19 protein-coding genes are annotated in these 18,429 nt (G+C 68.7%); 9 read left to right on the top strand and 10 right to left on the bottom strand.

What is annotated here, in order from left to right; genetic code table 11:
• The first annotated feature begins 104 nt into the window (after positions 1–104).
• Complete coding sequence (gene acnA / locus ACQP2E_RS08590) at positions 105–2,891, top strand: aconitate hydratase AcnA (RefSeq protein WP_433829593.1); 2,787 nt, start codon at positions 105–107, stop codon at positions 2,889–2,891.
• A gap of 25 nt (positions 2,892–2,916) precedes the next feature.
• On the opposite strand, the gene ACQP2E_RS08585 is transcribed toward acnA, so the two are convergent.
• Positions 2,917–3,579, bottom strand: a complete 663-nt coding sequence (locus tag ACQP2E_RS08585) for a tetratricopeptide repeat protein (RefSeq protein ID WP_433829591.1) — start codon at positions 3,577–3,579, stop codon at positions 2,917–2,919.
• Between the two features lie 581 nt (positions 3,580–4,160).
• On the opposite strand from ACQP2E_RS08585, the gene ACQP2E_RS08580 reads away from it, so the two are divergent.
• Positions 4,161–4,406, top strand: coding sequence for a DUF2630 family protein (locus ACQP2E_RS08580; protein WP_433829589.1), 246 nt, complete (start codon positions 4,161–4,163; stop codon positions 4,404–4,406).
• A 250-nt stretch (positions 4,407–4,656) separates the two neighbouring features.
• Here the strand turns inward: ACQP2E_RS08580 and ACQP2E_RS08575 are convergent, their stop codons facing one another.
• Positions 4,657–5,556, bottom strand: a complete 900-nt coding sequence (locus ACQP2E_RS08575) for a serine protein kinase RIO (protein ID WP_433829587.1) — start codon at positions 5,554–5,556, stop codon at positions 4,657–4,659.
• Between the two features lie 150 nt (positions 5,557–5,706).
• Positions 5,707–6,354 (bottom strand): HAD family hydrolase, encoded by a 648-nt coding sequence (locus tag ACQP2E_RS08570; RefSeq protein ID WP_111650146.1) that lies wholly within the window; start codon positions 6,352–6,354, stop codon positions 5,707–5,709.
• Between the two features lie 152 nt (positions 6,355–6,506).
• Between ACQP2E_RS08570 and ACQP2E_RS08565 the strand changes: the two genes are divergently transcribed.
• From ACQP2E_RS08565 to ACQP2E_RS08540, 6 genes are all read left to right on the top strand, one after another.
• Positions 6,507–7,085, top strand: a complete 579-nt coding sequence (locus ACQP2E_RS08565; protein WP_111650147.1) for a TetR/AcrR family transcriptional regulator — start codon at positions 6,507–6,509, stop codon at positions 7,083–7,085.
• 235 nt (positions 7,086–7,320) lie between these two features.
• A complete protein-coding gene (locus ACQP2E_RS08560; RefSeq protein WP_433829584.1) occupies positions 7,321–8,100 on the top strand; it encodes a prepilin peptidase in 780 nt (259 codons plus the stop codon).
• A gap of 99 nt (positions 8,101–8,199) precedes the next feature.
• Positions 8,200–8,961, top strand: a complete 762-nt coding sequence (locus ACQP2E_RS08555; protein WP_433829582.1) for an SDR family oxidoreductase — start codon at positions 8,200–8,202, stop codon at positions 8,959–8,961.
• Entirely contained in the window at positions 8,958–9,500 is a 543-nt protein-coding gene (mug, locus tag ACQP2E_RS08550) for a G/U mismatch-specific DNA glycosylase (RefSeq protein ID WP_433829580.1), read from the top strand. Before ACQP2E_RS08555 ends, mug begins: the two co-directional genes overlap by 4 nt.
• Before the next feature lie 73 nt (positions 9,501–9,573).
• A complete protein-coding gene (locus ACQP2E_RS08545) occupies positions 9,574–9,801 on the top strand; it encodes a hypothetical protein (RefSeq protein ID WP_433829578.1) in 228 nt (75 codons plus the stop codon).
• Complete coding sequence (locus ACQP2E_RS08540) at positions 9,798–10,196, top strand: TA system VapC family ribonuclease toxin (protein WP_433829576.1); 399 nt, start codon at positions 9,798–9,800, stop codon at positions 10,194–10,196. The genes ACQP2E_RS08545 and ACQP2E_RS08540 overlap by 4 nt, the downstream gene beginning before the upstream one ends.
• Positions 10,197–10,219: 23 nt before the next feature.
• On the opposite strand, the gene ACQP2E_RS08535 is transcribed toward ACQP2E_RS08540, so the two are convergent.
• The 5 genes from ACQP2E_RS08535 to ACQP2E_RS08515 all read right to left on the bottom strand — a co-directional run bounded on the left by ACQP2E_RS08535 (position 10,220) and on the right by ACQP2E_RS08515 (position 15,471).
• Positions 10,220–10,438 carry a hypothetical protein gene (locus ACQP2E_RS08535; protein ID WP_433829574.1) on the bottom strand — a complete coding sequence of 73 codons (219 nt, stop codon included), beginning with the start codon at positions 10,436–10,438 and terminating at the stop codon, positions 10,220–10,222.
• A complete protein-coding gene (locus ACQP2E_RS08530; protein ID WP_433829572.1) occupies positions 10,435–12,321 on the bottom strand; it encodes an ABC transporter ATP-binding protein in 1,887 nt (628 codons plus the stop codon). Before ACQP2E_RS08530 ends, ACQP2E_RS08535 begins: the two co-directional genes overlap by 4 nt.
• Positions 12,322–12,409: 88 nt before the next feature.
• Complete coding sequence (locus ACQP2E_RS08525) at positions 12,410–13,198, bottom strand: enoyl-CoA hydratase/isomerase family protein (protein WP_433829570.1); 789 nt, start codon at positions 13,196–13,198, stop codon at positions 12,410–12,412.
• A complete protein-coding gene (locus ACQP2E_RS08520; protein ID WP_014441759.1) occupies positions 13,195–13,422 on the bottom strand; it encodes a helix-turn-helix domain-containing protein in 228 nt (75 codons plus the stop codon). The genes ACQP2E_RS08525 and ACQP2E_RS08520 overlap by 4 nt, the downstream gene beginning before the upstream one ends.
• A 444-nt stretch (positions 13,423–13,866) precedes the next feature.
• Positions 13,867–15,471: an ABC-F family ATP-binding cassette domain-containing protein gene (locus ACQP2E_RS08515; RefSeq protein WP_433829566.1), complete on the bottom strand. Its 1,605-nt coding sequence runs from the start codon at positions 15,469–15,471 to the stop codon at positions 13,867–13,869.
• 203 nt (positions 15,472–15,674) lie between these two features.
• On the opposite strand from ACQP2E_RS08515, the gene ypfJ reads away from it, so the two are divergent.
• Positions 15,675–16,583, top strand: coding sequence for a KPN_02809 family neutral zinc metallopeptidase (ypfJ, locus tag ACQP2E_RS08510; protein ID WP_433829564.1), 909 nt, complete (start codon positions 15,675–15,677; stop codon positions 16,581–16,583).
• A gap of 27 nt (positions 16,584–16,610) precedes the next feature.
• Here the strand turns inward: ypfJ and ACQP2E_RS08505 are convergent, their stop codons facing one another.
• Together ACQP2E_RS08505 and ACQP2E_RS08500 are read right to left on the bottom strand one after the other, a co-directional pair.
• Positions 16,611–17,243 carry an acVLRF1 family peptidyl-tRNA hydrolase gene (locus ACQP2E_RS08505; protein WP_433829562.1) on the bottom strand — a complete coding sequence of 211 codons (633 nt, stop codon included), beginning with the start codon at positions 17,241–17,243 and terminating at the stop codon, positions 16,611–16,613.
• A 5-nt stretch (positions 17,244–17,248) separates the two neighbouring features.
• Complete coding sequence (locus tag ACQP2E_RS08500; RefSeq protein WP_433829560.1) at positions 17,249–17,881, bottom strand: LysE family transporter; 633 nt, start codon at positions 17,879–17,881, stop codon at positions 17,249–17,251.
• Between the last annotated feature and the right edge of the window lie 548 nt (positions 17,882–18,429).

Here is an 18,429-nt window from a genome sequence, read left to right as displayed (position 1 = left end):
CAAGACGGACGTACGGTTTACAGAAGACGTGAACCGAGAGTTAGGCCTACCTAACCCGAAGGTCGCCCTTTCGGTGCGAAAGACTTGACTTCCAGTCGCTGGGTGTGAAGGAGAAGACGGTGGCCAGCCTCGACACCTTTGGTGCGAAGAGCGAGCTGCGCGTCGGAGACGCGAGCTACGAGATTTTCACGATCGACAAGGTGAAGGGGCACGATCGTCTGCCCTACTCCTTGAAGATCCTCCTGGAGAACCTGCTGCGCACTGAGGACGGCGCGAACATCACCGCCGACCACATCAACGCGCTCGGCAGCTGGGACCAGAACGCCGACCCGAGTGTCGAAATTCAGTTCACCCCGGCACGGGTGCTGATGCAGGACTTCACCGGCGTTCCCTGCGTGGTCGACCTGGCCACCATGCGTGAAGCGGTAAAGGACCTCGGTGGCGACCCCACCAAGGTCAACCCGCTCGCGCCGGCCGAGCTGGTCATCGACCACTCGGTCATCGCCGACCTGTTCGGCCGCGAGGACGCGTTCCAGCGCAACGTGGAGCTGGAGTACCAGCGCAACCGCGAGCGCTACCAGTTCCTGCGCTGGGGACAGACCGCGTTCAACGAGTTCAAGGTCGTCCCGCCGGGCACCGGCATCGTGCACCAGGTCAACATCGAGTTCCTGGCTCGCACGATCATGGAGCGCAACGGGCAGGCGTACCCGGACACCGTGGTCGGCACCGACTCGCACACCACGATGGTCAACGGCCTGGGTGTGCTGGGCTGGGGCGTCGGCGGCATCGAGGCCGAGGCCGCGATGCTCGGCCAGCCGGTCAGCATGCTGATCCCGCGGGTCGTCGGCTTCAAGCTGTTCGGCGAGGCGCCGGCCGGCACCACCGCCACCGACCTGGTCCTGACCATCACCGAGATGCTGCGCAAGCACGGTGTGGTCAGCAAGTTCGTCGAGTTCTACGGCCCCGGCGTGAGCGTCGTGCCGCTGGCGAACCGGGCCACCATCGGCAACATGTCGCCGGAGTACGGCTCGACCGTGGCGATCTTCCCGATCGACGAGCAGACCATCGACTACCTCAAGCTGACCGGGCGGTCCGCAGAGGAGATCGCGCTCGTCGAGGCGTACGCGAAGCGGCAGGGCCTGTGGCTCGACCCGAACGCGGAGCCGGACTACTCGGAGAAGCTCGAGCTGGACCTGTCGACGATCGTTCCGTCGCTGGCCGGCCCGAAGCGTCCACAGGACCGGGTGCTGCTCTCCTCCGCGAAGGAGTCGTTCCGGCAGGCGCTGCCGACCTACGCCGCGCCGCACGGTCACGCTGACGAGGCCAGCGAGGAGTCCTTCCCTGCCTCCGACGCCCCGGCCAACGGCGTCCAGGACGAGGCCGACAAGCCGCACGCCTTCAGCGCCGCGCTCGGTGCCACCGGCCGCACCTCGAAGCCCACCGTGGTCAAGGGTGACGACGGGGTGACGTACGAGCTCGACCACGGCGCCGTTGTCATCGCCGCCATCACCTCCTGCACGAACACCTCGAACCCGCAGGTCATGATCGGTGCGGCGCTGCTCGCGAAAAAGGCCGTCGAGCGTGGCCTGACCCGCAAGCCGTGGGTCAAGACCACCCTCGCGCCCGGTTCCAAGGTCGTCTCCGACTACTACGACCGGTCCGGCCTCACGCCGTACCTGGACAAGATCGGTTTCAACCTGGTCGGTTACGGCTGCACGACCTGCATCGGCAACTCGGGCCCGCTGCCCGAGGAGGTCTCGGCCGCGATCAACGAGGCCGACCTGACCGCGGTGTCCGTCCTCTCCGGCAACCGGAACTTCGAGGGCCGGATCAACCCGGACGTCAAGATGAACTACCTGGCGTCCCCGCCGCTCGTGGTGGCGTACGCCCTGGCGGGCTCGATGGACATCGACATCACCACCGAGCCGCTCGGCACGGGTTCGGACGGCAAGCCGGTCTATCTCAACGAGATCTGGCCGTCCGCCAAGGAGATCGACGACACCATCGCGCAGGCGATCGGCGCCGAGGGCTTCAGCCAGGCGTACCAGAACGTCTTCGCCGGCGACGAGCAGTGGCAGTCGCTGCCCACCCCGACCGGCAACACCTTCGCGTGGGACAGCGAGTCCACCTACGTGCGGAAGCCCCCGTACTTCGAGGGCATGTCGGCCGACCCGTCGCCGGTGAACGACATCGCCGGCGCTCGCGTGCTGGCGAAGCTCGGCGACTCGGTCACCACCGACCACATCTCGCCGGCCAGCTCGATCAAGGCGGACTCCCCGGCCGGCAAGTACCTCGCCGAGCACGGCGTTCCGCGCGCCGAGTTCAACAGCTACGGCTCGCGCCGCGGCAACCACGAGGTCATGATCCGTGGCACGTTCGCCAACATCCGGCTGCGCAACCAGCTGCTGAACGATGTCGAGGGCGGCTTCACGGTCAACCACCTGACCGGCGAGCAGACCACGATCTTCGACGCGTCGGTGGCGTACCAGGAAGCCGGCATCCCGCTGGTCATCCTGGCCGGCAAGGAGTACGGCTCCGGCTCGTCGCGTGACTGGGCGGCCAAGGGCACCATGCTCCTCGGCGTCCGCGCCGTCATCGCCGAGAGCTACGAGCGCATCCACCGCTCGAACCTGATCGGCATGGGCGTGCTCCCGCTGCAGTACCCGGCGGGCCAGAACGCCGAATCGCTCGGCCTCACCGGCACCGAGACCTTCTCGTTCACCGGCGTCACCGAGCTCAACAACGGCACCACCCCGCGTACCGTGAAGGTCACCACGGACACCGGCCTCGAATTCGACGCCGTCGTCCGGATCGACACCCCCGGCGAGGCGGACTACTACCGCAACGGCGGCATCCTGCAGTACGTCCTGCGCAAGATGCTCCGCAGCTGATTGATTTTGCCCGGCAAGCCCCGTCTCATTTCGAGGCGGGGCTTTCCGCTTTCTCCGCTTTCTCCGCTTCCTCCGCCGCCGCGGCCGCCTCGTGCTCCCGTCCCACCTTCTCCAGGAACACCGCATGCCGCCGCAGGTCAGCGGCGAGCTGCTGCTCGGCGCTCCGCCGATGATGCGACACACACTCAGCGCTCAGCTCCACCGCGTCGGCCCAGCGCCCCAGCTCATAGAGCCGATCAGCATGCTCGCTCAACGACTGCCCGAGCCGCTCGTCCGCGCCGGGATCCCGCCCGGCCAGCGTCCGCCACATCGCCAGCGCCCGCTCGCTGATCACCACGGCCTCGGCATGCTCCCCGGCCTCAGCGAGCCCGGCCGCGAGAGCCGACATCCCGCGCGCCAGAACCGGCTCCGGATAAGCCTCGACAATCCCGGTAGCCTCCCGCTCTGCGTCCAGCGCCTCCGCCAGCCGGCCCGCTTTCACCAGCCGGTTCGCAAGCGTCACCAACGCGGTAGCCAGCAACTGCCCCCACGCCGGATCAGCCCTGGCCAGCCCGGCGGCCTCAGCGGCGAGCGCGAGCGCGTCCTCCGAACGCCCGAGCACAGCGACATGACCCGACTGGTTGTCCAGCGCCCGCACCAGCACCGGCTCCGCCGCCCGCACCCCTTCGTCCACGAGTTCCCGCAGCATCCGGACAGCCTCACCCCCACGCTCAGCCGCCCGCGCCGCATCACCCACCCGAAAAGCACGCGCGGCATCATCGACCGCTTCCACCGCTCGGCGCGTACCCACGCCCCCGTCACCGGCCGCCTGCCGCAACCTCTGAATCCAGCCCACGCCAGAAATCTAAAAACACCGATCAACACCGTCAAATCCATGTCGCATCCAGTCAGTGGCCCAGACCGCGCGAGGGCGGGCGCGCGAGGGCGGGCGCGGGCGCGCGAGTGCGGGCGCGCGAGTGCGGGCGCGGCCTGCGCGGCGTGAGTGCGGGCGCGACGCGGGGCCGCAGGCAGGTCTGGCTGGCGCTCACGGTCGCCTTGAAACGTTGCAGCACGACCGTAAGCGCAAGCCGGCCATGTCGGACCTGCTGGACTGGGCGGCTGCACGGCTGGGCGACTGGGTGGCTGGCAGAGCGAGCCGTCGCTTATGTAGGTCATCGGGGCGGATGACCTACATGGGCTACGGCTCGCGCGGCATGGCGGGTCGCGGCATGGCGGGGAACACGCTGGGTGGGTGGGGCTGGGGTGCGGTGGGGTGAATAGGCTTCGGGAATGGATGACAAGACGGTGCTGAGCCGGATTCACGGTTTGGTCGACGAGGAGCACCAGCTCCGCCAGCAGCTGAGCCAGGGCACGATCTCCTCGGATGAGGAGCACGCCCGGCTGAAGGATCTCGAGGAATCGCTGGACCAGTGCTGGGACCTGCTGCGCCGCCGGCGTGCGGCCCGCACGGCCGGGAACGACCCGGACTCCGAGCAGGCGCACGCCGTCAGCGAGGTGGAGGGCTACATCCAGTGACGTGGCCCCGGTCGCGGCCGCCGTGGACGCGGCGGCCGCGGACCGGGAACCGGACGCCTGCCCGGCCCCGCCCCGAGCCGGAGACAACACCCCGGCCCCGCCCCGAGCCGGAGACAACACCCCGGCCCCGCCCCGAGCCGGAGACAACACCCCGCCGCCACGCCGGACCATGACGCGCGCGCCCCAGCCGCCCCGGACCGTGGCGCGTGTGTGAGAGGCAGCCCGGGCTGCGGAGAGCACGCCGGCGCGGTCAGCGGAGGCCTGCCTCGTAGTGGAGGCGTTCGATCAGGGCCTCCGGGTCGACCGGCAGGCCCCGGGAGCGGAACCACGCTGCCACGTTGTTGACGTCACGGGCGATGAACTCGGCGCCGCGCGGGTTGGCGATCACGTCGACGATCTGGGGCAGGTCGATGAGAACGAGTCGTCCGTCGCGTACCAGAGTGTTGTAGGGCGACAGGTCGCCGTGGGCGACCTGGGCGCGGGCCAGGACCGACAGGGCGTCGGTCATCTGGCGCCAGAGGTCGGCCAGTTCGTCCGGGTTCGCCCGCACCTGGGCCAGCCGGGGTGCGGCCTCGCCGGTCTCCCAGTCGCCGATGAATTCGAGCATCACTTCGGTGCCGATGAGCTGGACCGGGTACGGCACGCAGACCAGGCCACTCTCCTGGCCGATCTGCCACAGCCGGCCGAGCGCGTCGAACTCGGCGGCCGCCCACTGCCCGGCGATCATTTCCTTGCCGAACGCCGTGCGATTGGTCATGGCGCGCATCTCCCGGGAGCGCCGCACGCGACGGCCCTCCAGGTATCCGGCGTCGCGGTGGAACAGCCGGTGCTCGCCGTCGCGGTAACGCTTGGCGGCCAGCAGTGAGACCTGCCCGGAATCAGGCACTGCCCGGCGGACCAGGAAAACGTCGGCTTCCTTGCCGGTTTTCAGGATGCCGAGTTCGGTGTCGACAGCGCCGTGCTCCGTGCGTACCCAATCGGGTCTGGGAATTGGACCGTGTAGAGCGCCATCCCAGGTTGACCAGCGATCGCCGGTCGGGGGGAGGTCGGGGTCCTCGTGCAGAGCCGGCTCCAGCCGGCCGCGCTTCAGAAAGTCTGGTTCGTCGTCGTCGAACTTGCGGCGTCCACGCCGCATCGAGTGCTCGCGCACTGGAGGGTCTCCTCAGAGAAAGAAGTAAACAGGGATATCTGGACGGCAGGCATCACAAAGACGGCCACGGTGTCCACCCCCTTCTCTCTCTCGGAATAACCAACGCGGACGACTCTCCTCAAGTACCGAGCCCCGCGCAACCTATTTAATTCAGCGGGTCGCCATGATCGCGGAGATCCCCTGGATCACGTTGCCGACCACCTTCGTCGGGGCGAACCTGCTGTCCACCCACTCGCGGCCTCGGTGCAGCCACACGCTCGGCAAGCCCATCGCGGCCGCGCCCCCGATGTCCGCTTCCGGGCTGTCGCCGACCACCCACGCGCCGGCGAGGCGCATCCGGACCCGCTGGGCGGCCAGCGCAAAGATTCTCGGGTTCGGCTTGCTCACCCCGCACTGCTCCGAAATCACCCAGTCGGCAACATAGCGGTCCAGACCGGTACGCCGAATGCGCGCCTCCTGCTGCTCGGCAGGACCGTTGGTGACCACGACGGGGATCAGTCCCGCGTCGCCGGCGATCTCGAGCGCACAGCCCACCATCGGATCGAGACGCTCGAACGCCTGCGGTCCCACGTTGAGCTCGTCCACGAGATCGATGGACGGGATTCGTAGCTGGTAGCGGTCCCGGATCAGGTCGGCGAGGTCCCACCGCGAGGTCAGCCCGTCGGCGTCCACGGAGACCAGCCAGTCGAGATCTTCCTGCGGCGCGGCTATCTCGTCGATGAAGCCTTTAGCCCACAGACGGAACGCACCGCCGCGATCAAGCAGGGTGTCGTCCAGAGCGAGGAAGACTAGAGGCACCCGGGCACCTTACGTGAGGCGCTGCCAAACCTGACAGTCCAGGAGTGTTAACAAAAGCCCGGAATTCGCATCATCCGATCGAGCGATGCCCCCGTTTAAAAAGCCGTACGTACGGATTGCAAGACCTGACCGCCCCATGACACGATCAGCGCGTGCCCCGGGTTAGTCAGGACCAGCTAGACGCGCGCCGCCACGAGATCCTCACGGCGGCTCGCGCGTGTTTCGCGAGGTTCGGATATGAGGGCGCCACGGTCCGCCGCCTCGAGGAGGCCACGGGCATGTCCCGTGGAGCGATTTTCCACCATTTTCGTGACAAGGAGTCGCTCTTCCTCGCGGTTGCCGAGGATGACGCGGCCACGATGGTGGAGACGGTCACCCGCAACGGCCTCGTCCAGGTGATGCGTGACCTGCTGGCCCGGGCCGGCGGCAGCGAGGGCGACACGGCCGGCTGGCTCGGCACCCAGCTGGAGGTGGCGCACCGGCTGCGGACCGATCCCGCGTTCGCGAAACGCTGGGCGGAGCGCTCGGCCGCGATCGCCGACGCCACCCGGGAGCGCCTGGAGCGTCAGCGTGACGCCGGGGTGCTGCGCCAGGACGTGCCGGTCGAGGTGCTCACCCAGTTCCTGGAGCTGGCGTACGACGGCCTGGTCCTGCACCTGGCGACCGGCCGCCCGCCGGGCGAGCTGGCCCGCGTCCTGGACGTGGTAGAAGAGGCCGTCCGCCGCCACTGAGCGCGAACGACCTCCCACTCACCCGTGCCCCCCGATCATCGTGATGTCCGTCGTTGGGCCCTTCCCCCGATGACGCGGCCTGCACGGTGTGGCACTCATGTGGTTGGCTGCGACACGTCCTGACACGACAGTGATACGCCACATCGGCAGCATGGATCGACTGCGACCCACCATGACAGGTCGTTCACCAATCGATCAGCGCCGTAACGTCCTTCGAAGCGGGGTGGGCAACCTGATGGGGCGCGGATCGGCCGAGGCCTCCGGGCCCGGAACTCGGCACCGGGCTCGCACGGCGATGCTACTGGCGCTCGCCCCCGGTCTGCGCCTGCTGGCGGCCCGGTACGCGGTCGAGCCCGGCGCCGCGGTCCGGACCGCCTGTGCCGGCTGCGGCCTGCCGCTGCGCCCGGCCACCGCCGCCGGGTCGGCGCTGCTGCCGGTGGGCCGATGCGGCGGCTGCGGCACCCAGCTCGGTGCGCCGCCGTACCTGCTCGAGGTTCTCACCGTGATCGGCACCGGGCTCGCCGTCCTCGCCGCGCCGTCGGTGCCGATGGGGTTCGCCATCGGCTGGTGGGTGGCCTGCGCCGTGCCGCTGCTCTTCATCGACCTGCGGGTGCATCGGCTGCCCGACCCGCTCACCGGCGCCGCACTGGCCGGGGTGCTGGTCCTGGAGACGGTCGCCGCGGCGACCGGCGGGCAGTGGGACGCGCTGGGCCGGTCGGTGCTGTGCGCGCTGGCGTACGGTGCCGGGCTGCTCGTGCCGGCCCTGCTGCTCGGGCCGCGTGGTCTCGGCCTCGGCGACGTGAAGCTGGTGGTCTCGATCGCGGCGCTGTTCGGCTGGTGGGGCTGGGGCACCGTGCTGGGTGTGCTGTTCCTGGCGTTCCTCGGCAGCGGCCTGGTGGCGGCCGGCCTGCTGCTCACCCGCCGGGTGCAGCGGGACGCCCACATCGCGATGGGCCCGTACCTGGTGGGCGGTTCCCTGGCAATGCTGGCCCTGCTGGCCTGGCCGATGGGTTGAGTTCGTCCCCTGTGGCCGGTCCTGCCGCGATCGCTTCCGAGGGACAGGTGACACCGAGTGAGCGGAGCACCACCGGACCGGGAGTGGCAGGATCTAGTCATGGATCTCGGGTTGGCTGGACGCGTCTACATCCTCACCGGGGCCTCGCGCGGTCTCGGCTTCGCCACCGCGCAGGCGCTGGTCGACGACGGCGCCCGGGTGGTGATCTCGTCGCGCTCGGCGGACCACGTCGCCGGCGCGGTGGCCGATCTCGGCGGGCCGGAACACGCCGCCGGGGTGGCCGCCGACCTCAGCGACCCGGGTACGCCACGCGAGCTGGTCGACACCGCTCTCGAACGTTTCGGGCGGCTCGACGGCGCCCTGGTCTCGGTCGGCGGGCCGGCGCCCGGTTCGGCCGCGAGCATGACCGACGACCAGTGGCGGCAAGCGTTCGACACGGTCTTCCTGGGTTCGGTCCGTGCGGCCCGGACGTTCGCGTCGTCGCTGCCCGAGGGTGGCGCGGTCGGTCTGGTGCTCTCCACCTCGGTGAAGACGCCGCTCGCCGGGCTCGGGCTCTCCAACGGCCTGCGGCCGGGCCTCGCCATGGTCGCGAAGGACATGGCCGACGAGTTCGGCCCGCGTGGCGTACGGGTGCTCAGCATCCTGCCGGGCCGCTTCATGACCGACCGCAGCCGCGAGCTGTTCGAGGCCGCCGACGACCCGGCGTCCGCGACAGCGCAGGTGGCCGGCGCCATCCCGCTGCGCCGCATCGGCGAGCCCCCGGAGTACGGCCGCGTAGCCGCCTTCCTGCTCTCCCCCGCCGCGAGCTACGTGACCGGAACAGCGGTCACCGTCGACGGCGGCTCGATGCGCACGCTGTGAACAAGCCGTCCGCCGACGAGATCGCCGCTGCCGCCGGGCGGACCATTCCCGATGTCGTCGGGCCGCACCTGCGCGTGCTCTTCTCCGGCATCAACCCGAGCCTGTACTCCGCGGCGACCGGCCACCATTTCGCCCGTCCCGGCAATCGTTTCTGGCCGGCCCTGCACGGCGCCGGCTTCACCGACCGGCTCCTGCACCCCTCCGAACAACACCTGCTGCCATCGCTGGGCCTCGGGATCACCAACGTCGTCGCGCGGGCCACGGCCCGCGCCGACGAACTCTCGCCGGTCGAGCTCATCGCAGGCGGCAAGCTCCTGACCCATGTGGTACGCGTAACCGAACCAACCCACGTGGCAATCCTGGGCGTGACCGCGTACCGCACCGCGTTCGGCAGACCGAAAGCCCGGCTGGGCCCGCAACCCGACCAGATCGGCGGAACCCCGGTGTGGGTGCTGCCCAACCCGAGCGGCCTCAACGCCCACTTCCAGCTCCCCGCCCTGATAACCGAGTTCCTGCGCCTCCGCGAAGCAACGAGCTAGGACACTTGGTCTTTCGGCACGCCGACGCCCGAATGCATCACCGCATCATGATGCGGCGGTGTAGCTTGGAGTGATGCGGACAACGATCGATCTTCCCGACGACCTGCACCGCCAGGCGTCATCGATCGCTCGGGATACCTCCCGCTCGCTCAGCGAGACAGTCGCCATGCTGATGCGGCGTGGTCTCGGCCAGGGCATCAGCGGAGAGATCTCGACCAGCGCGGTGACCGGCCTGCCGACCGTCCATCTTGGTGCCACGATCACCACGGACGACGTTCGAGCATTGGACGACGAACAGTGACCGTTCTGCTCGACGCCAATGTGTTGATCGCCCTTCTCGTCGACGATCATGTTCATCACCACGCCGCGCAGACATGGTTCGCGTCGAGCTCGGAGGTGATAGCCACCTGCCCCATTACTCAGGGCAGCCTGGTTCGGCTTCTTCTCCGGGAAGGGCAGCCAGCTCAGACAGCCAAGACCTTGATATCGGCTCTGATGGTTCTGCCTCGCCACGAGTTCTGGGCAGACGATGCGCCGTTCGATGCCGTCCTGATGGACGGAGTAATCGGTCATCGCCAGGTCACTGACGCTTACCTGGCTCACCTCGCCCGCGTTCGACAGGGCCGGCTCGCCACTTTCGACCACGGCTTGGCAAAACTGCACTCCGACGTTGCTGACCTCGTGCCGGTGCGGTGACTCCCGTGGGCGGGTGGGGCCGGTCAGTTGTTGCTGAGGTCGTCGCCCGGGCGGGGTGGGAGGACGCGCTGCTCGTGGACCGCGGTCTCGCGGCGGAAGCGGTCGGCTGACGGATGCCACATCTCGTCGATCGGGCCCATCACGCCGCCACCGATGCCCTTGCCTCGGGCCCAGCCGGCGAACCGCCAGAAGCCGTAGAGCAACACCGCGACGACCACGAGGGTGATCAGCAGACCGGTCATGGGCCCACCCTGATCGGCGAGTCGGTGGTGAACTGGGTTCGGTAGAGGTCGGCGTACAGCCCTCCGGCTGACATCAGCTCGGTGTGCCGGCCGCGCTCCACGATGCGGCCGTGGTCGAGGACCAGGATCTCGTCGGCGTCCCGGATGGTCGACAGCCGGTGCGCGATGACCACAGCGGTCCGCCCCCGCAGCGCCTCGCCCAGTGCCCGCTGCACGGCGGCCTCGGACTCGCTGTCGAGGTGCGCGGTGGCCTCGTCGAGCACCACGATCGACGGCTGTTTCAGCAGGATCCGGGCGATCGCGATGCGCTGTTTCTCGCCACCGGAGAATCGGTAGCCACGCTCGCCGACGACCGTGTCCAGCCCGTCGGGCAGGGCGCGGACCAGATCGCCGACCTGGGCGCCGTCGAGGGCGGCCCACATCTGCTCGTCGCTGGCGCCGGGTGACGCGTACCGAAGATTTTCGGCGATCGTCTCGTGGAAGAGGTGGGAGTCCTGGGTGACCACCCCGATCGTGTCGCGCAGCGACGCGAGGGTGGTGTCGCGCACGTCGACGCCGCCGATCAGGACCGCGCCCCCGGAGACGTCGTAGACCCGGGAGAGCAGCATCGAGGTGGTGGATTTGCCGGCGCCGGACGGGCCGACCAGGGCGACCATCCGGCCCGGCTCGACGGTGAAGTCGACGCCGCCGAGGACCAGTTCGTTTTCCCGCTGGTCGAGGGTGGTGACGTCCTCAAGGGTGGCGAGCGAGACCTGGTCGGCGCTCGGATATCGGAACTGGACGCCGCGGAACTCGATGCGCCCGGCGCCGGCCGGGATCGGTGCGGCATCGGGTTTCTCGGTGATGCCGGGATCGAGGTCGAGCACCTCGAAGACCCGGTCGAACGAGACGAGCGCGCTCATCACGTCGACCCGGACGTTGCTGAGGGCGGTGAGCGGACCGTAGAGCCGGGTGAGCAACAGGGCCAGGGTGACGACGGTGCCGGCCGAGACCTGGCCCTGCACCGCCAGCCAGCCGCCCAGCCCGTATGTCAGGGCCTGGGCCAGCGAGGCGACCAGCAGCATCGCCACGAAGAAGGTCCGGCCGTACATCGCCTGCTGGATGCCGATGTCGCGTACCCTCTCGGCGCGGTCACCGAACCGCGCGGCCTCCGCGTCGGGGCGCCCGAAAAGCTTGACGAGCAGCGCACCGGAGACGTTGAAGCGCTCGGTCATCGTCGCGTTCATCTTGGCGTCGAGGTTGTACGACTCGCGGGTGATCTCAGCGAGCCGTTTGCCGACCCGCCGCGCCGGGATGATGAAGACCGGCAGCAGCACCAGCGACAACACGGTGATCTGCCAGGACAGGGTGAACATCACGGCCGCCGTCAGCAGCAGCTGGATGACGTTGCTCAGCACCCCGGACAGGGTCGACGTGAACGCCCGCTGCGCGCCCACCACGTCGTTGTTGAGCCGGCTCACCAGGGCGCCGGTCTGAGTACGCGTGAAGAACTGCAACGGCATCCGCTGCACGTGATCGAAGACCCGGGTCCGCAGGGTGAGGATGATCCCCTCGCCGATCCGCGACGAGTACCACCTCTGTGCCAGCGACAGCAGCGCGTCGGCGACCGCCAGCCCGGCGATGAACAGCGCGAGCCGCACCACCGTGCCGGCCGCCTCGGGCCCGCCGCCGGTGATCGCGTTGATGACGTGGCCGGCGAGCAGCGGCGTGGCGACACCGATGCCGGCCGCGATCACGACGGTCACCAGGAAGATCGCGATGTCGCGCCGATAGGGCCGGGCGAAATCCAGGATCCGGCGCGCTGTGCCGGGTGTGACCTGGTGACGGTTCACCTGGTCGGAGTTCTGGATCGAGCGCAGCACGGTCCAACTGGGCATGGACATGCGTCACCTCCCGGGGCGTCGCTCGACGAGACAGCAGGAGCCTGCCACGTGGGTACGACAACCCGGGAGGTAAGGACGCTATTCCGCGTTACTCCCCGGATCCGAGCAGGTCGCGCAGGCGCCGCGTCTGCGCCTCACGCTCCGCTCGGTCCTGCTCCGCGTACGACCTCTGGGGTGCGCCCGCGAGCAGGGCTTTGATTTCGGTGACCGCGCCGGTATCGGCGGCGAGCACCGCTGCGGCGAGATCGGACACCGCGCCGTCCAGCTCGGCCCTGGGCACCACGGCGGTGGCCAAGCCGATCCGGTCCGCCTCGTCCGCCGGAATCCGGCGGCCGGTGACGCAGATCTCCAGCGCCCGGGACGGACCGACCAGCTCGGTGAGCCGTTTGGTTCCGCCCAGATCGGGCACCAGGCCGAGAGTCACCTCGGCCATCGAGAACTTCGCGTCGTCGGCGAGAACACGCATGTCGCAGTTCAGTGCCAACTGGAAGCCGGCACCGATCGCGTGTCCTTGTACGGCGGCGATAGTCACAATGGACGGGTTGCGCAACCACGTGAACGCGGTCTGGAAGCCGGCAATCCGATCGGCGCACTCGGTGGCGGACAACTGTGCCAGCGTGGCCAGTGAAGAATGTCCGTCACCGCGTGCCACCGACAGATCCAGGCCCGCCGAAAAGGCACGACCTTCGGCTTGCACAATGACGACGCGTACGTCGCCGGGTAATTTCCTCGAAATGTTGCCGAACTCCGTCCACATGGACGGAGTCTGGGCATTGAGAACATCGGGCCGGCACAACGTCACCGTCGCAACCGGCCCGTCCTGTTCGTAGCGAACGCCTACCTCGTCGGTCGCAGGCGGGGCGTTGCCAGTCGTCACGCCTTCTTACGGCGGCGGGCGCCGCCACGCTGGCGCAACTGAACTCCTGATTCGGTGAGCACGCGGTGCACGAATCCGTAGGACCTTCCGGTGGAAGCGGCCAGCGCTCGGATGCTCTCACCCGAGGTGTATCGCTTCACCAGGTCTTTGGCGAGCGACTGCCGCTCGCTACCGACGATTCGACGACCCTTCTCAGTACTGGTAGCTGTGCCAGTGGCTGCCATCTTGAATCCTCACGTCGCAGACAGTGCGGTCAGATACGGTCTCACCTATTACACCGTCTCCAACGATCATGCGCCAGGTATCTAGCGCTCGCGAACGTGCCCATTTGTTACTGTCAGGAACTTGACGGTTACCACAGGCATCAATGTCAGACAGTTTGCCGGCAGCATCCCGCGAGGCAATTCAGGTCCGCGTGCGATCGTCGGGCACTCTCGCCAAGACCATCGATCACCTGCAAAAACACTCGATCGAGACGACCCGCAGGTGGGAGCCTTGACCGCTCCGGAGAGTGGCGTGATCGCTCCGAGGGGTGACGATCGAACGGGTTCGACGCGATCCCGGACGCGCCCGACCTGTTCACAAACGCCCGAACATCGCACTGTCTGTGTGGGCACCAGTTGACAACTGACGATGCAGTTGATCCTGAGATTCACCCCGATCGAGGCTCAGGCGAGTTCGACGAGCTCCAGCATGTCGTCGCTCCACGAGTCCTCGTCGCCGTCCGGCAGCAGGATCGCGCGGTCCGGCTTGAGCGCCTGCACACAGCCGGCGTCATGACTGACGAGGACGATCGCGCCCGGGTAATTGGCGATCGCGTCGAGGACCTGCTCGCGGCTCACCGGGTCGAGGTTGTTCGTCGGCTCGTCGAGCAGCAGCACGTTGGCGCCGGAGCAGACCAGCGTGGCCAGGGCCAGACGGGTCTTCTCACCACCGGAGAGCACACCGGCCGGCTTGTCGACGTCGTCACCGGAGAAGAGGAAGGCACCCAGGATCTTGCGCAGCTCGGTGTCGGTCTGCTCGGAGGCGGCGCTGCGCATGTGCTCGAGGATGGTGCGGTCCACGTCGAGGGTCTCGTGCTCCTGGGCGTAATAACCCAGCCGCAGGCCGTGGCCCGGGCGTACCTCGCCGGTGTCCGGCGCCAGCAGGCCGCCGAGCATCCGCAGCAGAGTGGTCTTGCCGGCGCCGTTGAGCCCGAGGATGGCGACCCGGGATCCGCGGTCCACGGCCACGTCGACGTCGGTGAAGATCTCCAGCGATCCGTACGACTTCGACAGGCCGGCCGCGGTCAGCGGAGTCTTGCCGCAGGGAGCCGGGTTCGGGAACCGGACCTTCGCCACCTTGTCCGAGGTACGCGTCTCCTCAAGACCACCGAGCAGTTTCTCGGCACGCTTCGCCATGTTCTGTGCGGCAACGGTCTTGGTGGCCTTGGCCCGCATCTTGTCGGCCTGCGCCATCAGGGCGCCGGCCTTCTTCTCCGCGTTTGCCCGCTCCCGGCGGCGGCGGCGCTCGTCGGTCTCGCGGGCTTCCAGGTACGTCTTCCAGCCCATGTTGTACATGTCGACGACCGAGCGGTTCGCGTCCAGGTACCAGACCTTGTTGACCGCGGCGTCGAGCAGCTCGACGTCGTGGCTGATCACGATGAGGCCGCCCTTGTGTTGCGCCATGTAACCGCGCAGCCAGGAGATCGAGTCCTGGTCGAGGTGGTTTGTCGGTTCGTCGAGCAGCAGGATGCCCTTGCCGTTCTGCCCGGAGTTGGCGAACAGGATGCGGGCCAGCTCGATCCGGCGACGCTGACCGCCGGAGAGGGTGCCGATGGTCTGCGCCAGGGCACGGTCGGGCAGGCCCAGGTTCGCACAGATGCGGGCTGCCTCGGCCTCGGCGCCGTACCCGCCCAGGGCGGAGAACCGGTCCTCCAGCTGGCCGTACCGGCGCACCAGCTTGTCGTCGGCGCTCTCCTCGAGCTCGATCTCGAGTTTCTGCATCTCGGCGAGGATCGTGTCCAGGCCGCGGGCGGAGAGGACACGGTCCCGGCCGGTCACGTTCAGATCGCCGGTCCGCGGGTCCTGCGGCAGGTAACCGATCTCACTCGTCGTCTCGACGGTTCCCGCGTACGGGGTGCCCTCGCCGGCCAGCACCTTCAGCGTGGTGGTCTTGCCGGCGCCGTTGCGGCCGACCAGGCCGATCCGGTCGCCGGGCTGCACACGCAGGGTCGTCGGGGAGATCAGGATCCGGGCGCCGGCTCGAAGTTCCAGTCCGGTGGCGGTGATCATTATGCTTCTCGCTCTCGGGTGATCGGGCTGACTCAGGGCGCAATAAAGCGCCGGCCATCCTCCTGGACGGTCGGCGCGGGGCAGGTCAGCCTTCGCAGAGCAGCACGCGGCCATACTACTCGGCTGTCGCGTCCAGCTCCCACTCGATTAGTTCACAAGATCATCGGGTACTCGCCGGGCAACCGTGGCGAAGGCAGGACGACATGGAACTCAATGAACGTGCGGACATCGACACCAGTCAGGTCGAGGACGGCCGGGGATCCGGCGGTGGTGGTGGCGGCATCGGTGGCTTGCCCATCGGTGGCGGTGGCCTGGCCGGCATCGTCGTCACCCTCGTCATCGCGCTGGTCGGCGGATACTTCGGGATCAACACGATGGGCGGTGACACCGGCGGCTCGTCGGCGGGCACCCCGCTGAGCCAGTGCACCGGCGACCAGAAGCTCCAGGCGCTCGAATGCCGCAATGGGCTCTTCGTCACCTCGATCCAGGCGTACTGGCGCGACCAGCTGCCGGAATCCTTCGGCGAGCAGTACAAGCCGGCCGTCACACACATCTTCTCCAATCAGGTGAGCACCGGGTGCGGCTCGGCCGACTCCGGCGTCGGGCCGTTCTACTGCCCGGCCGACGACAAGGTCTACATCGACCTGACCTTCTACGAGGTTCTGTCGAAGCAGCTCGGCGCGCCGGGCGAGTTCGCGCAGCCCTACGTTCTGGCCCACGAGTACGGCCACCACGTGCAGGACGTGCTCGGCACCGAGGCGGAGATGCGGCGCCGGCAGGAACGCGACCCGGGCTCGGCCAACGCCGAGTCGGTGAAGCTGGAGCTGCAGGCCGACTGTTACGCCGGCGCGTGGGCGAACGCCGCTTCGACCACCACCGACAAGGACGGCGACAAGATCTTCACGAGCCTCACCGACCAGGACATCCAGGAGGGCATCCAGGCGGCCGGCCAGATCGGCGACGACACCCTGCAGAAGAAGGGTGGCGGCGACATCAACCCGGAGGAGTTCACCCACGGCACGTCCGCGCAGCGGCAGCAGTGGTTCCGGGTCGGTTACGACAGTGGCGACCCGAAGCAGTGCGACACCTTCAAGGCCGGTGCGGTCAGCTAAGCGCTTTCCTTCATCACGCCTCTTTTATCACGCCTCTTTTATCAGGATCGGCACGGCGCGAGCCGCGGCGACAGCGTCCACCAGGATCGCGCGCCGCGGCTCGGGCACATCCAGAAGGCGTCCGGCCCGGAGTGCGGCGATCGGTGCCAGGTGTCGCAATGCCAGCACGGACTCGACCGCCGAACGATCTCCTCCGGTGACAACGGCGGCCAATGATCGTACCTCGGGCAGCAGAATGCGCTCGACGATGCCGGCGCCGTCGGCAGCCGCTGCTCTTGCCTGATTGTCACGGCGACGCGCGAAGCGCTGCTGCGACCAGCCGCCGGCCGCTGTCCGCCCTTGCACATAGTGGGTGTCCACCTTGGAAGCCACCAGGTCAGGGCCGTCGGCGATGCCTACCGCAATCGCGCCTTTGCGCGCCAGGAGAAGACCCAGCCGCCGGCTCGCTTGCGCTTCGCGCATCAGCTCGGCCACCGTCTCGGCCGGACCGGCGCCCGGGGGCGCGCTCAGCGTCGCCGTCGCGCCGTCAGCGGCGATCAGGGTCAAACCCATTTCCGTGTACGCGCCATGCCGGGTCCCGAAGTTCTCCAGCCATCGCGGCAAGCGCTCCGGGGCGACATCGACCCATTTTCCGCCGCCGGCAGCCGCACGTTCGCCCATTCTTGTCAGACTACGGTCAGAAGCTGGAGTGCCAGGACCGCGATCACGGCACTGGACGTCAGGGCGGTGATCAGACGGCCGCGCTCGCCGGTGAGGACGCGCCCGATCAGCGAACCACCACCGGCGATCAGCAACTGCCAGCTCGCCGAAGCGAGAAACGCACCGGCCACGAACCACACGCCGCCTCCGGCGCCGCCACTGCCGAGCACCAGCGCCGCGAAATAGATCACGGTGGCCGGGTTGAACAGCGTCAGTGCAAGGACCCCGAGGTACGCCCGAAGCGCCCTGCCCGGCCCCGCCTCAGCGACCCCGGGCCGGCGTATCGGCTCTCGCCGGGATGCCGTGGCCCGGTGGCGTAATGCGCCCCAGGCGGTCCAACCGGCCAGCCCGAGCAGGATCACGGCACCGGCCCACCGCAACGGAGTCGCGAAGGGTGCGATCACCGCCGCAACGGCAGCACCACCGACCACGGCGACCAGCGCATAGATCCCGTCAGCGGTGGCCGCGCCAAGCCCGGCGGCTGCACCGACCCGCAGTGACGTACGGGCGCTCAGCCCAGCGATCAGCACCCCGATGGCACCGACCGGCACAGCGATCCCATATCCGGCGATCACACCGGCGAGGAACGCCCCGCTCACGACAACTGCCGAAACACCGCCGCCCACCGGTCAGCCGCCTGCTGCCATCCAGCCCGATCGGCCGCGGCGGCAGAAACAGCGGTATACGACTCAGACGCGTTCACGCCGCCATCATCAACCCCACCCAGCCCCGAGGCCACCGATTTCAGCCGCGCCCCGGCCACCGATTTCAGCCGTGGCCCGGGCCACCCACGAGCCAGCCGGCAACCGAGCACAAGCCGGACCGAGCACGGCTTGTGCTCGCGGTCGCTGTTGAGCCACAAACACAACCACAAGCACAAGCCGGCCGGGACCGGCTCGCGCCCACGGTCGCCGCTGAGCCGGAAAGACGACCGCAAGCACAAGCCAGCCGGGGCCGCACGTGGCTGGGGTCGCACGTGGCTGGGGTCGCACGTGGCTGGGGTCGCACGTGGCTGGGGTCGCACGGAACGCTCGGTTCGGCGTGGGTGAGGTCGCACGGATGCGTTTCGTGCGACTTCGGCACGGCCAGGGCATGGACCAGGGCACACGTTGGCGTTGTGTGCGACCTGACCCACCCTTCGGCTGAT

Origin of the sequence: Actinoplanes sp. CA-015351 (assembly GCF_050955685.1) — a bacterium.
In the GTDB taxonomy this organism is placed as follows: domain Bacteria; phylum Actinomycetota; class Actinomycetes; order Mycobacteriales; family Micromonosporaceae; genus Actinoplanes.
Note: the sequence above shows the minus strand (reverse complement) of the source record. Positions and strands in the feature narration are given on the sequence as shown.